Raw genomic sequence first — 15,266 nt, 5'->3', positions numbered from 1 at the left:
GAACCCCTCGCGCCGACGCCGGCGCCGTCCCTCCCCTCACGGAGGCGACGGCGCCGGCGTTCGCGGGTGCCGAACGGTCGTTCTGAGCGGCGGCAGCAGCCGTCCCGCACCCGCGAAACGAGTCCACGCGATCCATCGGTGCCGAACGGTCGTTCTCACGGGCGCAGGTGACCACCCGGCACCCGCGAGACGCGCAACGGGACGAGGCGGGCTTCACAGATCTCCGAAGCGGGTGCGGGGGACGTCGCGGAGCAGTGCGGCGCGTGAGCGCGCCGACACGACGCGCCGCAGGCCCTCGGCCGCATCGCCGAACACGTGCGGCGACGTCAGGTGGAGGTCCTGCCACCCGGCCTCGTGGAGCCGAGTCGTGCGGTCGATGTCATGCAGGAAGCGCTCCCTGTCACGATGGACCGCACCGTCGTACTCGATCGCGAGGCGCAGGTGCGGATACGCGAGGTCGCCGCAGGCCACGAACGCGCCGCGTGCGTCGAAGACGTCGTGGTCGAGCTCGGGCTCCGGGAGCCCTCCGTCGACGATGATGAGGCGCGTCCACGTCTCGGGACGCGACGATGCCCCGGTCCGCGCACGCTCGAGCGCGCGCCGCAGCAGCGGACCCCCGCGCCAGCGATTGGCCGCCAGGACGCGTTCGAGATCGGCACGTGTGGCGTAGGGCCGTGTGCGCGTGAGGCGGACGAGGCCTCCCGGGCTGCGGGGTATCCGCAGCAGGTGGTCGGTCGCCGCGACCATGTCGTACTCGCCGAGGTGCGGCGCGAGCGTCGCCCAGGTGGTCGCCGGATCCGCCAGGCGCAGCCCCGCCCGGAGGCTCGTCCCCGCGACGGAGAGATGTCGGCCGCGGAGACCCGGGCGACGCGGCGGCGTGCGCGGGTCGAGCACCCCGACGTGCAGCTCGTCGTGCAGGCCCGCCGGCAGCGGCACCCCGCCGATGAGGGCGGCCGTCGGCCCGACGAAGAACGCATGCTCCGGCATGACCGGGACGTAGGCGCGGATCCTCCGCCACGCGTCCGCCTCCTCGGCCTCCGCGGGCGCCAACGCACCGTCGCTCGGAATCGCAGTCGACCGCGCTCCCCGGAACGGCGCCGCGAGGTCCCCTCGTCGCAGGCGCGAGCGCCCGACTCCGGCGTGTCGGGCCTCCTCGACGGAGAAGTCCCCACCGAGCCCCTCCGGAAGCTCCCTCGGCGACCGCACGGCGATCACCGCCCCGCTCGCGGGTGTCGAACGGTCGGATTGCGAGGAGAGAACGACCACGCGGCACCCGCGGATCCAGCTCGGCAGCTCATGCGCACCATCGCGGGCGCCGAGCAGAGACCAGTTCCGTGATGGCCAGGGGGAACGGACAGCCGCTGTCGGTCCGTTCGGCCTCGGCGAGGTAGGCGAGCGCGACCGGACGCCTCCCCCGCGCCCACTGCAGCCACCCGATCGCGCAGAGCAGATGCGATCTCAGCTCGGGCGGAACGAGCGATGCCGCTCGCCGGAGGATCCGGATCGCGGTGCGCATGCGCTCGTCGTCCGGAGCTCGCCGCACCTCGCCGCGGAACATGCGCGCGGTGCGGTCGTGGGCGATGCGGCCCGTATCGGCGGCGTCGGCGATGTACTCGTCGACGCTGAGATTCCGCTGTCTCGCCCGCGCGAAGAGACGCTCGAGGTGGCGGACCATCTCCTCCCCGGCCCTCCGACCGAAGGCCGTCTGGATGACGACGATCTCGGGCACCGCCGGGTACTCGACCATGTGGACGATCTGGGCGCACGCGGCGAGAGGGAGCTCGTCGGGCGGGTCGTCCAGCAGCGATTCGAGAAACGGCACGATGTACGCCAGCGACTCGACATGCCCCATCGGTCCGCCGCTGTCGCCCTCGTCGGGCGCGACCGCCTCCGAGGCGGTCGCAGACCACATGTCGAAGAGGCGTTCCACCACCTCGTCGCGATCCGCGTCGGTCGCGAGAGGGAGATGCACCAGGCTCTCGTCGTCGAGGAATGTGTTCATGCCCCGAGTCAATCGCCGCGCCGCAGCCCGCGACGAAGATCCCCCAATCTGTGGATAACAGTCGGTTCGCGGGTGCGCCGCGGTCATTCTGAGATTCGCGGGTGCCGTGTGGTCGCTCCCCCTTCCGAGAACGACCATCCGGCACCCGCGGCGCGGCGTCAGCGGCGAGACGCGCGCAGCACGAGCGCCGCGTTGTGGCCGCCGAAGCCGAACGACGTCGAGAGGACCGCGCCGACGGTCGTCCGTCGCGGCGAGGCGACGAAGTCCCAACCGGGCTCGGGATCGTCGAGGTTGCGCGTCGGCGGGATGACGCCGCCATCGATCGTGAGGACCGAGACGATCGCGTCGAGTACGCCCGAGGCGCCGAGCAGATGCCCGGTCGACGACTTCGTCGCGGTGACCGGGATCCGTCGGACGCGCGCGCCGAGGGCGGCGTCGAGGGCCGCGAGCTCGGCGGCGTCGCCGATCGGAGTGCCCGTCGCGTGCGCGTTGACGTGATCGACGTCGTCCGGCCGGACGCCCGCGTCGACGAGGCAGGCACGGATGGCCCGTGCCGCACCCGCCCCGTCGGGGTGCGGCGACGCCGCGTGGTGGGCGTCGTTCGACGCACCGAAGCCGGCGACCTCTGCGATCGCGCGGGCGCCTCGATCCTGGGCGCCGTCCGAGGATTCCAGGAGCACCGCGGCAGCGCCCTGCGCCATGACGTAGCCCGTGCGCCCGCGGTCGAAGGGGCGCGAGGCCGCCGCGGGGTCGCCGGTTGCCGAGGCCAGCGCGCCGATGTTCGCGTTCGCCGCGAGGTTGACGGGGCCGAGCAGGTCGTCCATGCCGACGACGAGCACGGCGTCGGCGTAGCCGTGGCGGATCCGCCGCAGCCCGTCGCCGATGCCGATCGCGCCGCTCGCGCAGGCGGCCGAGACGCCGAGCGTCGCGCCCTCCCAGCCGTGCCGGCGCGCGACGAGCGTCGCGGCAGCGTCCGGCGAACCGTAGAGCGCGAGCGCCGCCGGCACGGCGCGCGGACCGCGCGCGTCGTGGGCCCGCGTCGCGTCCTGCATGACATCGACGGGCCCGGATCCGGTCGCCGCGATCACGTCGACGCGGCCCGGATCCCATGGCGACGCGACATGGTCAGGGTCCCGCACCGGCTCGCCGCCGGCCGCGCCCGCGTGCGCGAGTGCCTCGTCGGCCGCGGCGAGCGCCCACAGCAGCACGCGGCTGAGCCGACGGGCCTCCCGAGGATCGGCGACGCGGGAGGCGTCGAAGCCGCCGACCCGCGCGCCGATGCGCACGCGCTGGCCGTCGTACTCGGGGCCGTCCAGCCGGGCGACGGCGCTGCGCCCGCGCGAGATCGCGTCCCACGCCGACGGCACATCGAGCCCGCTCGGCGTCACGGCGCCGAGCCCCGTGACGACGACCCGGCGTTCGCCCGTCACGGCTGCTCCACCCCGCCGGCGGCGATCGGCGTCGTGACGGCGCTGGTCACCGCGCTCCGCCCTCGCCTCCCGCGCCGTTGGCCCCCGCCGCCCCGCGCGCGCACGCGCGGCCGATCGCATTCGGCTCCGGCGCGCGGCTCCCCCGTCACAGCCGCGTCCCGCCGGTCGGCGCGACGCGCTCGGCTGATGCGCTCGCTCCCCGTCACAGTCGCTCCGCCCCGCCCGCGGCGACGAGCTCAGCCGTCGCGCCGCGGCGGATCTTCCCGCCGACCGTGCGCGGCAACGCGGCCACGCGGTACCAGCGGCGGGGCGCGAACTGGGGCGCCAGGCCCGCGCGGGCGTGGGCGCGCAGCGCGTCCGCGGGCGCGGCGCCCTCGATCACGAGCGCGATGACCGACCCGAGCGCATCGTGGGGCTCGGCGATCGCGCAGGCCGCGCCGACCCCGCTGACGCCGTCGAACGCGCGCTCGACCTCGGCCAGCGAGACCTTGTGCCCGCCCGTCGCGACGACATCCCCCGCGCGACCGACGAGCTCGAGGCGGCCCGCGTGCATCCGGCCGACATCTCCGACCGTCGCCCACCCGTCAGCATCACGCAGCGCCGTGCCCGAGGCACCCGCCACGTCGATGGGCCGCGCCCCGCCGTCGGCGTCGGCGGACACCCCTCGTGCAGCCCCCGCGGCATCGCCGACTCGCACCTCGCTGTCAGCACCGGCCCCCGCAGCATCGCCGGCACGCGCCTCGCCAGCGGCATCGATCGGCGCTGCAGCCGCCCCTGCGAGATACCCCGCCGAACACGACGCCGCGCGCACCCACACCGTCCCGAGCGCGCCGTCGTGAACGACGGCTCCCGCGTCGTCGTGCACGCGGACCTCGACTCCCTCGTATGGGTCGATGAGCCCGTCCTCGCCGCGCCCGCCGATGAATCCGATCTCGGCGGCGCCGTAGTACTCGACGATACGGGCGGCGGGTGCCGCCCGCGCGAGGTCGGCCCGCAGCCCCGACGGCAACCGCGCGCCGCCCGCGACGACGAGGCCGAGCGATCGCAGCAGGCGGGGATCGCGGCGCCCCGCGTCCGCAAGCGCGCGGATCACCGCGGGCACGGCGACCAGCCGGTCGATCCGCTCGGCGCGGAGGATGCCGGGCGCGGCGCCCGTCTCGCCGAGGTGCACGGTTCCGCCCGTCGCGAGAGCCTCGACGGCGGCGTAGAGCGTGAGGCTGTAGGACGCGGTCCCCGGCGCGAGGGTCACCCTCCGGGGCTCGGCCCCGAGGTGCGCGCGTGAGACGCCGACGTTCGCGCGGTACTGACCGCGGGTCTTGACGAACGCCTTCGGCGCGGACGTCGTCCCCGAGGAGAACAGCAGCAGGAAGGGCTCGTCGGCCGACCTCGGCTCCGGCGGCGGCGCCGGGGTCGCGCGGCGCTCGGCGAGACGGAGCTCCTCCCACGAGACGAGAGCGCCCGTCCACCCCGCCTCCGCCAGCGCGTCCGCGAGCGCCGGGTCGTCGGCGACGACGACGCCCGCTCCCGCCGCGCGGATGGCGCGCACGCGATCCGCGAGCGGCCACAGCGGATCCAGGACCATCGCGATCGCGCGGTACCCAGCGAGCGCCGCGGCGATCCGCACCGTGTGGAACGGCGAAGCCAGGCTCACGGCGGTGATCGGGATCCCACTCGTCTCGGGCGCGGGGCGCGGCGGCGCGGCCTGATGCGCGTGCAGGTCGCCGATCGCGGAGAACGCCCGGCGGGCATCGGCGACGAGCTGACCGTAGGTGAGACGCTCGTCGTCGCCCGCGATCGCGAGGCGGAGCGGATGCCGTGCGGCGACGGAGAGGATCGTCGACGTGATCGGCATGCGCCCAGTCTAGGGAGCCCGCCCGCCACCCCACGGTGTGCGCCGTTGACACCGAATCTCTCACCATCTACGTTGTTTATAACGTGGAGAGGCGATGTTTTTCACATCCAGATCACACGATCGATGAGGAGAGACCATGACCGAGCAGCTGCGCATCGTCGTCGGGTCGGACGACGCCGGGTACACCTACAAGGAGGCCCTCAAGAAGGACCTCGAGAGCGATCCGCGCGTCGCCGAGGTCGTCGATGTCGGCGTCGACGCCGATCAGCACACGCCCTATCCGCGCGTGGGGATCCGCGCCGCGGAGATGGTGCGCGATGGAGGGGCCGACCGCGCCCTGCTCGTGTGCGGGACGGGCCTCGGCGTCGCCATCTCGGCCAACAAGGTGCCGGGGATCCGTGCCGTCACGGCCCACGACAGCTTCAGCGTCGAGCGGAGCGTGCTGAGCAACAACGCGCAGGTGCTGACGTTCGGGCAGCGGGTGGTCGGGCTCGAGCTCGCCCGCCGCCTCGCCCGCGAGTGGATCGGCTACACCTTCGACGCGCAGTCGGCGTCGGCGGACAAGGTCGCCGTCCTCGACGAGTACGAGCAGACGGGCAGCTGTGGCTGACGCGCCGACTGTCCTCGGTGTCAGCCTCAAGCTCTATCTGAGCGTCGCGGAGACCGCCGCGTGGGCGCGCTCCGTCGCGGAGATCGCCCGGACGCGCCCCGCAGTCACGGAGGGCCGCGTGCGGCTGTTCGCACTGCCGTCGCTCCCCGCCTTCCCCGCCGCGCGCGACGCCCTCGCCGGATCGCCCGTCGCCGTCGGCGCGCAGGATCTGCACGGCGACGACCGCGGCGCCTGCACCGGCGGCGTCAGCGGAGCCGACCTGCACGAGGTGGGGTGCCGCCTCGTCGAGGTGGGCCACGCCGAGAGGCGGCGCGTCTTCGGCGAAGATGACGGCGTCGCTCGCCGGAAGCTCGCCGCCGCGCTCCGCAACGACCTGGTCCCCGTGCTCTGCGTGGGCGAGCCGGATGAGGTGGCACCTGACGAGGCGGCGCGCGCCTGCGTCAGCCGGCTCGACGCGCTCCTCGACTGCGCCCGGCCGCCGACCCCCGGCCGCGAGCTCATCCTCGCCTACGAGCCCGAGTGGGCCATCGGCCGCGCGGATCCGGCCCCGCCCGCCCACATCGCGACCGTCGTCACCGCGCTGCGGCGCCGCCTGGAGCAGGTGCCGTGGATCGACTCCTCGCCCGTCATATACGGCGGCAGCGCCCAGCCGGGCAGCCTCACGGCGCTCGGCGGCGCCGTCGACGGGCTCTTCCTCGGGCGGTTCGCGCACGACCCCGACGCCCTCGCGCGCATGATCGACGAGGCCGACGGGATCCGCTGAGGTACGCCCTAGGCTGAGACGTCGGAGGAGGGATCGATGGGCGTGAACGACGACGGTGCAGACGGCCGGGCCGGATCGCGGCAGGGTCGACAGGCGGCGCGCCAGCGCGCGATCACGGAAGCCGTGATGGCGGAGGGCGCGGTGCGCATCGAGCAGCTCGCCGAGCGCTTCGACATCAGCGTCATGACGGTGCATCGTGATCTCGACGAGCTCGAAGCCCGCGGCCTCCTGCGCAAGAGCCGCGGCGTCGCGACCGCGATGTCGACGGCCCTCGTCGAGTCGAGCGATGTGTATCGCGCGAGCCGCCAGCTCGCCGAGAAGGACGCCATCGCGCGCGCCGCGCTCGAGTTCGTCGAGCCGGGGCAGGCGCTCATGCTCGACGACTCGACGACGACGCTCGCGCTCGTGCCGCACCTGCAGGCGAAGCGCCCCCTCACCGTCATCACGAACACGCTCACGATCATGGAGCAGCTGCGCGACGCGAGCGGCATCACGATGCTCGGCGTCGGCGGCCAGTACTACAACTGGTGCAGCGCGTTCATGGGCGGCATCGCGACGGCCGCGATCGAGGCGATGCGCGCGGATGTGCTCGTCATGTCGACCGCCGCGATCGTGGGAGACGTCGCGTTCCACCAGACCCTCGAGACGATCGACGTGAAGCGGGCGATGTTCGCGGCGTCGAGCCGGCGGATCCTGCTCGTCGACCACACGAAGTTCGAGCGGCGCGCCCTGCACGCCCTCATGCCGCTGACCGAGTTCGACACGGTGATCGTCGACGCCGCCACGAGCGCGACCGACGTCGAACGGCTGCGCGACAAGGGCGTCGAGGTCGTCGTCGCCCGCCGCTCCCCCGCGCGCTGACGCGCTCCCGCTGTCAGCGCCTCCGCGCGAACAAGACGTGCAGCAGCGGCAGGGCCGAGGTCGCCATCATGACGGTGCCGGGGACCTCCTCGGCCCCGCGGAGCACGGCGCCCGCGATGAGCAGGCCGGCGAACAGCACGGCCGAGACCGCACGGCGCACGCCGGCGTCGAGCCGCGACAGCCGGCGCTCGACCTCGGGAGACGACACGTCGACGGATCCGTCGTCGATCCGCCCGATGAGCGCGTCGAGCCTCCTCGGCAGGCGCCACGCGATCCCCGCGATCTCGACGGCCTCCTTCGCGACGTCGCCGAGGATGCCGGCGCTCTCGTCGCTCACGAGCTTCTCCGCGTACGGCTCGACCGAGTCCCAGATGTTGAAGCGCGGGTCGAGCGCCATGGCCACGCCCGAGGTCAGCGCGCTCGCGCGGAACACGAGCAGCAGGTTCTCGGGCAGCTGCACGGGCAGGGTGCGCACGGTGTCGCCGAACTCCTTCGCGAAGTCGCGGAACTCGCGCGGGTCGACGTCGCGCAGCTCTGCGAAGCCCATGCCGCCGAATCTGTCGAACAGCGCGGCCAGGGCGCGCTCGAGCTCACGGGTGTCGGCTGACGGCAGCAGCACGCCGATCTCGCGCGCCGCCGCGACGAGCCCGCGGCCGTCGCGCGCGGCCATCGCGATGACGAGCCGGCGCAGGCCCCGGCGGGTCGCGGCGGGGACCTCGCCCATCATCCCGAAGTCGACGAAGGTGAGCGTCCATGCGCCGCCCTCGCGCGGCGTGACGAAGATGTTCCCGGGGTGCGGATCCGCATGGAAGAAGCCGTGGGAGAACAGCTGATCGAACATGACGCCCGCGAAGGCGGGCGCGACCTCGGCGGGGTCGATGCCGGCGGCGCGGAGCCCGTCGACATCGGTGATCTTGATCGCCGCGACATCCTGGAGGGCGAGCACCCGGCGCGTCGTGCGCTCCCAGACGACGTCGGGCGCGGACACTCGCTCATCGCCGTCGAAGTCGGCGGCGAACCGCTCGCAGTCGGCGGCCTCGTGCAGATAGTCGATCTCGTCGTGGCAGATCTTCGCGAACTCGTCGACGAGCGCGGGGGCATCGACGCGCGATGCGACGAGGCGCACGCGGCTGAGCCAGCGCGCGACACGGCGCAGCGCCGCGAGGTCGACGTCGACGATCCGGCCGATGCCGGGCCGCTGGATCTTCACGACGACGCGCTCGAACCCCATCTCGGTGGCGATCTCGGGCGTGAGGCGCGCCCGGTGGGCCTGCCCGAGGGACGCGGCCGCGACGGGCGCGGAGTCGATCCACGCGAACGCGCGCGCGAGCGGGACGCCGAGCTCGGCCTCGGCGAGACCGCGGATGTCCTCGAACCGCTCCGCGGGCACCTCGTCCTGCAGGCCTTCGAGCTCCTTCGTCAGCTCGGGCGGCAGCACGTCGAGCCGCGACGACAGGAACTGGCCGACCTTGATCATGAGCCCGCCGAGGCCGATCGCCATCTCGCGGAACCCGCGCGCGAAGCGCATCATCCGGCGGGCGCGGGTGCGGTCGGCGATGCGCTTCAGGCCGATCCGCGGCAGCACGAGCTCGTGCCACCACTCGATCACGAACTGCCGCGCGGCGAAGCGCAGGATCCGCCGATACCGAGCGCGCTCGCGCGCGGACCCGCGGGGTGTGCGCGCCACCGGGCTCAGCCCTCGGCCAGGATCGCGTAGATCCGGCGGCGCGCATCGTCGAGCACCTCGACGGCGCGCTCGACCTGTTCCGGTGTGCCGGTCTGGGCGACCTGGCCGGCCGCGTGGGCGAGGTCCATACCGGCCTTCGGCAGGGCGGGGATCCGGCGCTCGCCGGATCCCACCTCCCCCCACGGCACGGACGCCTTCTCGGCCTCGGCGCGGCCTGCGTCGGTGAGGGCGTAGGTCTTGCGCCCGTTCGACTCCGAGGCCTCGACGAGGCCTTCATCCGCGAACAGCTGCAGCGTCGGGTAGACGGATCCCGCGCTCGGCGTCCACGTGCCGCCGCTGCGCGCGGAGATCTCGCGGATGATCTGATAGCCGTGCATCGGCTCCTCGGCGAGGAGGACGAGGACGGCGGCGCGCACGTCGCCGCGCGCCTTCCTCGTCCCGCCCCCGCGCCGGTCGAACGACCCGCGGATCTGATCCATGACCTGCCAGAGCCCGTCGCCGGGGAACGAACCGCTCATGATGCTCTCCTCACTCCTGCGAACGATACTCAACGATATGTCGTCGATCGATCGGAGGGAAGAGGGCGGAGCGGATCCGTCAGCCCTTCACACCCCCTGTCGCGAGGCCCGACTGCCAATAGCGCTGCAGGAAGAGGAAGGCGACCACGAGCGGGATGATCGAGACGAAGGATCCCGTGATCACGGTCGAGAACAGCGCCTGCGACCCGCCGCCCGCCGAGGCCGCCGACTGGATCTGCGCGAGCCCCACCGTGATCGGATACAGGTCGGAGGTGTTGAGCATGATGAGCGGCAGGAAGTAGTTGTTCCACGTCGCCACGAGCTGGAACAGGAACACCGTCACGAGCCCGGGGCCGAGCAGGCGCAGGCTCACCTGCCAGAAGATGCGGAACTCGCCCGCGCCGTCGACGCGCGCCGCCTCGATGAGGCCGTCCGGGATCGCGTCCGCCGCGTACACCCGCATGAGGTACACCCCGAACGGGCTCACGAGCGACGGCACGATGATCGCCCACAGGGTGTCGGTCAGGCCGGCCCGCGAGAACAGCAGGTATGTCGGCAGGGCGAGCGCCGTGAGCGGGATCATGATCGCCCCCAGCGTGATGCTGAACAGCGCGGCGCTTCCGGGGAATCGGTACTTCGCGAACGCGTATCCGGCCATCGTCGCGAGCAGCGTCGCACCGCCCGCCGAGACGACGGCATAGAGCACCGTGTTCGCCATCCAGCGCAGGAAGATGCCGCCGCGCAGCGCGAAGAGCTCGCGGAGGTTGTCCCACAGCGACACCTCTCCCCCGAACCACAGCCCGAAGCTCGCGAACAGGGTCGAGTTGTCCTTCGTCGCCGACACGAACAGCCACCACAGCGGCAGCACGAAGTACAGCACGCACACCCACAGCAGGATCGTCAGCAGCGTGCTGCGGCGCCTGTTCGGATCGTAGGCGCGCACACGGCGCAGACTCCGGCGGCGGCCCGACCTGGCCGTGTCGATCGTGATGGCGGCGCGGGTCTCGGCGGAGGTCATGCCGTCCCCCTCTCTCGGCGCTCGCGCCGCTGTTCGCTCAGCTGCACGACATACGACACGATCGCGATCACGAGCCCCAGGAGGAACGCGATCGCCGCCGCGTAGTTGAGCTCCTGATTGATGAAGGCGAGGTTGTACGCGTAGTAGTTCGGCGTGAACGCGTTCGTGATGGCGTCGGGCGCGATCGAGTTCAGCAGGCTCGGCTCGTTGAACAGCTGGAAGGTGCCGATGATCGAGAAGATCACCGTCAGCATGATCGCGGGCCGGATCGCGGGGATCTTGATGCTGAACGCGATGCGCGTCTGGCTCGCGCCGTCGATCTCGGCGGCCTCGTAGAGTTCCGAGGGGATCGAGCGCAGCGCGGCGTACAGGATGATCATGTTGTAGCCGACGAACTCCCACGTGACGATGTTCATCATCGAGCCGAGGATGTTCCCCGGGCTGAGGAACTCGGGGGTGCCGAGCCCGATCGTGCGGGCGATCTGCGCGATCGGCCCGAAGTCGGGTCCGTACAGGTACCCCCACATGAGGGTTGCCACGACGGCGGGAACGGCGTACGGCATGAAGATCAGCAGGCGTGCGCCCTTCGCCCAGTGCGCGCGACCGCTGTCGATCGCGAGGGCGAAGAAGAGCGCGAGGCCGAGCATGATCGGCACCTGCACGATGAGGAACAGCACCACGCGGCCGAGGCTGCCGAGGAACTGCGCATCCTGCAGGGCCCGCACGTAGTTCGCGATCCCCGCGAACACCTCGCCGCCGATGAGGCGGCTCTCGAACAGACTGAGGTACCCCGCGTAGACGAGCGGCACGACGAGCATCGTGACGAACACGACGAAGAACGGCAGCACGAACAGGTACGCGGTGAGTGTGAGCTTTCGCTGGGTGGCGCCACGGCGCGCGCGCCGGGCGGGTGGATCCGGGCGCGTGGACGCCCGGGCGGCGGTCTCGTTCACGATCACTCCTCGCTGTGGGGAGGACGTCCCGGCCGGGAGCCCGCGCCGTCGCGGGCGCCCGGCGAGGCGTCACTCGACGGTGAAGCCCTGGCTCTCGGCGTAGTCGACGAGCTGCTCCTGCCACGCGTCGAGCGCCGCGGAGATGTCGCCGGCATCGGCGATCACGGTCCCGACGGTCTCCTCGTAGCTCGAGTACACGAAGTCCATGAAGGGCAGCCACTGGAAGTCGGTGTCGACGGTCTCGGAGATGTCGGCGAACAGCGCGTTCACCTGCTGGCCGCCGTAGAACTCCGACTCGAAATCGGTGAAGGCGGGATCCTCGAGCACCGACAGCTGCGGCGGGTAGAGGAACTGCTGGGTGGCGAAGAGCATCGCCGACTCGGGATCGTGGTTGATGAACTTCGCGAGCTCGTATGCGGCGATCGGGTTCTCGCTCGTCGCAAGGACGGCGTCGGAGGATCCGCCCCAGTTTCCCGCGACGTTCTCGCCCTCGCTCCACTGCGGGAGGGGCGCCGCGCGCCACAGCCCGGACGTGCCCTCGGCCGTGCCCTGCAGGAACACGGGCCCCCACGCGGCGGTCAGCCATCCGGCGTACTTGCCGTTCGCGAGGCCCTGGTACCACTGATCGTTGAAGTCGACGTCCGTCGAGACGAGGTCGTCCTGGATCAGCGCCGTCCAGTAGTCGGCGACCTCCTTCGCACCGTCGCTGTTGACGTCGATCGACACCGTCTCGACCCCGTCATAGGCGAACGGCTTGACGCCGGCCTGCCAGAAGAAGCCGATCATCTGCCCCGCCTGGGTCGCGCCGAGGTTCGAGATGTACGCGCCCGTCTCCTCCTTGACGTCGGCGGCGGCCTCTGCGAACTCGTCCCACGTGGCGGGCGCCTCGTCGATGCCTGCCTCGCTCAGCAGGTCCTCGCGGTAGAGGTTGCCCATCGGGCCGACGTCCTGCGGGACCGCCCACACCTCGTCGCCCGGCGACACCTGGTTCCACGCCCAGCCGACATAGTCCGATTCGATGTCGTCTGCGCCGTACGGCCCGATGTCGAGGAGCGCGTCGGAGAGGACGAACGAGGGGATGTACTGGTACTCGATCTGCGCGACTTCGGGCGCGCCCTGCCCGGCCTCGAGCGCGCTGCGCAGCTTCTGATAGTGCTCCAGTCCCTGGCCGACGTTCTCGACCTTCACCTCGATATCGGGATAGGCGGCCTCGAACAGCGCGACCTCGTCCTCGATGTCGGGCACCCAGGTCCAGAACGTCAGCTCGGTGGGCGTCGACAGCGCCGCTTCGCGCTGCTCATCGGTGATCGACTCCACGGATCCGCCGCCGTCCGACTCGCTCGGCGTGCATCCGGTGAGGACCAGCGCCGCGGCGGCGGCGCCGGAGAGCAGCGCCAGTGCTGCTCGAGTGTGCTTCTGCATGTCCTTCTCCTGTTCGTGTCGTGTCGTGTCAGGCGCGGTCCGTCGCGGACCGGTCGATGAGGAGGGCGGATCCCCACGGGGGCAGCGGGAGCCCGGTGCCCGCCGCGAGCGCGTCGCCCGTGACGGCGTCGCGCACATCGCGCGCGATGCGCACCTCGACCGGATCCCCGCTCCAGTTGAAGACGAACCACGCCCGCTCGCCGGCCGCCAGCGTGCCCGACGAGACCGTGACGGGGCGGCCGCGTTCCGGCGCGAGCGCGTCCGCGATCCGCTCGGGCGCGGCCCACCGCACGATGTCGGCCGCAAGGGCGGGGTTCGGGACGGTGCCGACCGTCGTGATGCGGCCTGCGCCATGCGGGGTCGTCGCGATGGCGGGGAAGGCACCGAAGCGCGGATGCGCGTAGTCGGCGAGCGCCTCCGCCCCGTCGAGGATCAGGCCGTCCGCCCAGGCCCGTCCCGCGGCGTCGCCCGAGAGGCTCAGGTCCGCGCGCGCGGTCACGGCGATCTCGTCCTGCAGGTTCGAGAACTCCTCGTACCAGACGCCCGCCGCGCCCGCGAGCCGGCCCGGCGCGACATCGATGCGGGCGCGCGCCTCGTCGTCGCCGTACCCCGTGCGGATCCCGATGACGAGGTGTCCGCCCGCCGCGGCGTAGTCGCGCAGGAGGTCGAGATCCTCGTCGGCCGCGACGTAGAGGCCAGGGACGATGAGCACGGGGAAGCGGCGCGCGAGGGCCGCCGCCCCGATACCGCGTGCCTGACGCGCATGCAGGATCCGCGCCTGCGCGCCCGCGTCGACGACCCCCCGGTGGTACGCATCGAAGATCCGCTCGTAGGAGGCGGGATCCGGCTCGCCGTCCGCGCGAGCGAGCGGCGGGAAGAACTCCATCGCGTAGCGGCTGTCGTTCGACCAGAGGAGGGCGACGTCGGCGTCGGGCTCGAAGCCGTCAAGCGCGTCGCCGATGGTGCCCAGGCGGCGCCCGATCTCGGCGACCTCGCGGTACACGCGACCCGGGCGCAGGCTGTGTGGCAGGACGCCGCCCCAGTACGTCTCGGTGCCGTAGGGCAGCGTGTGCCAGTGCCAGTACTCGATCATGCGGGCGCCGCGCGAGATGAGGGCGAACGCCGACTGCGACAGCTGGCCCGGATACGGCGGCAGGTTGAAGGCCGAGCCGCCGATCGACTGCGCGTCGGTCTCGGTGACGAGGAACCGCCGCTGGTTCGACGAGAACAGGCGGTCGGCCTGTCGCAGCAGCCCGGCGACGCCGGAGGTCGTCCAGTGGGTCACGGGATCGGGCTCGCGGTTCGCGTCGAGGTGGTCCTGCATCGCGTAGTACGGGTTGCCCGCCGTCACGTCGAGGGCCTCGACGAGGGACTCGTCGTCGACCGCGGGCCGCGGGTACGCGATGCACGTCGTCACGAACTGCTCGGCGCTCGCGTACTCGCGCACGATCCCGGCCTGCCAGGCGATGAACTCGGTTGTGAGCTCGGCCTGATATCGGCGCCACGCGAGGTCGTACTGGGGCAGCGTGTTGCCGTCGGGGCGCCACAGCTCGGACCAGTCGGCCAGGCGATGCGACCAGTAGGTCAGGCCCCACTCGCGGTTCAGCGTGTCGACGTCGCCGTAGCGCGCCTTCAGCTGATCGACGAAGCGCCCGAAGACGTGCTCGTTGTGGAACAGGTGCAGGCCCGGCTCGTTGTCGACCTGGAAGCCGATGACGGCGGGGTGGTCGGCATAGCGCTCCACGACCCGCCGGATGATGCGCTCGGCATGGAACAGGAAGGCGGGGTGGGTGAAGTCGACCTCCTGGCGACCGCCCCACGGCTCGCGCTGGCCCGTGCGGGTCTCGGCCGCGATCTCGGGGTGCGCGACCTGCAGCCACGGCGGCACCGCGTATGTCGGGGTGCCGAGGATCACGGCGATGCCGCGCGCGTGCGCGCCGTCGAGCACCGGCCGCAGCCAGTCGAGCTCGAAGCACCCGTCCTCCGGCTCCCACGTCGACCACACGGACTCCCCGACGCGGATCACCGTGAAGCCGGCGTCCTTCATGAGGTCGAGATCGAGTTCTGTGCGCTCCTCGCCGTGGTACTCCGCGTAGTACGCGGCCCCGAAGAGGGTTCTCGCCGTCATCGAGTGATCGATCACATTCATA

General features: G+C 72.2%; 13 protein-coding genes. 3 read left to right on the top strand and 10 right to left on the bottom strand.

Going from position 1 to position 15,266, the window contains the following annotated elements; genetic code table 11:
* Window positions 1-213: 213 nt before the first annotated feature.
* From GB932_RS13210 to GB932_RS13195, 4 genes are all read right to left on the bottom strand, one after another.
* Entirely contained in the window at window positions 214-1,266 is a 1,053-nt protein-coding gene (locus GB932_RS13210) for a putative endonuclease domain-containing protein (RefSeq protein ID WP_197517484.1), read from the bottom strand.
* Between the two features lie 28 nt (window positions 1,267-1,294).
* The gene (locus tag GB932_RS13205) at window positions 1,295-2,002 is read right to left on the bottom strand and encodes a hypothetical protein (protein WP_156761163.1); all 708 of its coding nucleotides are present in this window, start codon (window positions 2,000-2,002) and stop codon (window positions 1,295-1,297) included.
* A 158-nt stretch (window positions 2,003-2,160) separates the two neighbouring features.
* On the bottom strand, window positions 2,161-3,432 hold the full coding sequence (locus tag GB932_RS13200) for a beta-ketoacyl-[acyl-carrier-protein] synthase family protein (RefSeq protein WP_231916194.1): 1,272 nt from the start codon (window positions 3,430-3,432) through the stop codon (window positions 2,161-2,163).
* 202 nt (window positions 3,433-3,634) lie between these two features.
* Entirely contained in the window at window positions 3,635-5,284 is a 1,650-nt protein-coding gene (locus GB932_RS13195) for a class I adenylate-forming enzyme family protein (RefSeq protein ID WP_156761161.1), read from the bottom strand.
* Window positions 5,285-5,420: 136 nt separating this feature from the next.
* On the opposite strand from GB932_RS13195, the gene GB932_RS13190 reads away from it, so the two are divergent.
* The 3 genes from GB932_RS13190 to GB932_RS13180 are packed head-to-tail and all read left to right on the top strand — an operon-like array spanning window position 5,421 to window position 7,518.
* Window positions 5,421-5,894, top strand: a complete 474-nt coding sequence (locus GB932_RS13190) for a ribose-5-phosphate isomerase (protein ID WP_156761160.1) — start codon at window positions 5,421-5,423, stop codon at window positions 5,892-5,894.
* The gene (locus tag GB932_RS13185) at window positions 5,887-6,657 is read left to right on the top strand and encodes a triose-phosphate isomerase family protein (RefSeq protein WP_156761159.1); all 771 of its coding nucleotides are present in this window, start codon (window positions 5,887-5,889) and stop codon (window positions 6,655-6,657) included. Before GB932_RS13190 ends, GB932_RS13185 begins: the two co-directional genes overlap by 8 nt.
* A 36-nt stretch (window positions 6,658-6,693) precedes the next feature.
* Window positions 6,694-7,518, top strand: coding sequence for a DeoR/GlpR family DNA-binding transcription regulator (locus GB932_RS13180; protein ID WP_156761158.1), 825 nt, complete (start codon window positions 6,694-6,696; stop codon window positions 7,516-7,518).
* A gap of 13 nt (window positions 7,519-7,531) precedes the next feature.
* On the opposite strand, the gene GB932_RS13175 is transcribed toward GB932_RS13180, so the two are convergent.
* The 6 genes from GB932_RS13175 to GB932_RS13150 form a co-directional block, all read right to left on the bottom strand.
* A complete protein-coding gene (locus GB932_RS13175) occupies window positions 7,532-9,205 on the bottom strand; it encodes an ABC1 kinase family protein (RefSeq protein ID WP_231916193.1) in 1,674 nt (557 codons plus the stop codon).
* A 5-nt stretch (window positions 9,206-9,210) separates the two neighbouring features.
* Entirely contained in the window at window positions 9,211-9,723 is a 513-nt protein-coding gene (locus tag GB932_RS13170) for a PadR family transcriptional regulator (RefSeq protein WP_156761157.1), read from the bottom strand.
* 79 nt (window positions 9,724-9,802) lie between these two features.
* On the bottom strand, window positions 9,803-10,741 hold the full coding sequence (locus GB932_RS13165) for a carbohydrate ABC transporter permease (RefSeq protein ID WP_156761156.1): 939 nt from the start codon (window positions 10,739-10,741) through the stop codon (window positions 9,803-9,805).
* Complete coding sequence (locus GB932_RS13160) at window positions 10,738-11,700, bottom strand: carbohydrate ABC transporter permease (RefSeq protein ID WP_438616716.1); 963 nt, start codon at window positions 11,698-11,700, stop codon at window positions 10,738-10,740. The genes GB932_RS13165 and GB932_RS13160 overlap by 4 nt, the downstream gene beginning before the upstream one ends.
* Before the next feature lie 63 nt (window positions 11,701-11,763).
* A complete protein-coding gene (locus GB932_RS13155; RefSeq protein WP_231916190.1) occupies window positions 11,764-13,116 on the bottom strand; it encodes an ABC transporter substrate-binding protein in 1,353 nt (450 codons plus the stop codon).
* Window positions 13,117-13,144: 28 nt separating this feature from the next.
* Window positions 13,145-15,244: a beta-galactosidase gene (locus GB932_RS13150; RefSeq protein ID WP_231916189.1), complete on the bottom strand. Its 2,100-nt coding sequence runs from the start codon at window positions 15,242-15,244 to the stop codon at window positions 13,145-13,147.
* Window positions 15,245-15,266: the final 22 nt, after the last annotated feature.

The organism is Microbacterium karelineae, from assembly GCF_009745985.1.
Taxonomy (GTDB): Bacteria; Actinomycetota; Actinomycetes; order Actinomycetales; family Microbacteriaceae; genus Microbacterium; species Microbacterium karelineae.
Note: the sequence above shows the minus strand (reverse complement) of the source record. Positions and strands in the feature narration are given on the sequence as shown.

Bases quoted from the DNA above. Each gene is read 5' to 3' on its own strand.
- GB932_RS13180 (WP_156761158.1), top strand. From the start codon at position 6,694: ATGGGCGTGAACGACGACGGTGCAGACGGCCGGGCCGGATCGCGGCAG.
- GB932_RS13205 (WP_156761163.1), bottom strand. From the start codon at position 2,002: ATGAACACATTCCTCGACGACGAGAGCCTGGTGCATCTCCCTCTCGCG.
- GB932_RS13165 (WP_156761156.1), bottom strand. From the start codon at position 10,741: ATGACCTCCGCCGAGACCCGCGCCGCCATCACGATCGACACGGCCAGG.
- GB932_RS13170 (WP_156761157.1), bottom strand. From the start codon at position 9,723: ATGAGCGGTTCGTTCCCCGGCGACGGGCTCTGGCAGGTCATGGATCAG.
- GB932_RS13155 (WP_231916190.1), bottom strand. From the start codon at position 13,116: ATGCAGAAGCACACTCGAGCAGCACTGGCGCTGCTCTCCGGCGCCGCC.
- GB932_RS13195 (WP_156761161.1), bottom strand. From the start codon at position 5,284: ATGCCGATCACGTCGACGATCCTCTCCGTCGCCGCACGGCATCCGCTC.
- GB932_RS13150 (WP_231916189.1), bottom strand. From the start codon at position 15,244: ATGACGGCGAGAACCCTCTTCGGGGCCGCGTACTACGCGGAGTACCAC.
- GB932_RS13190 (WP_156761160.1), top strand. From the start codon at position 5,421: ATGACCGAGCAGCTGCGCATCGTCGTCGGGTCGGACGACGCCGGGTAC.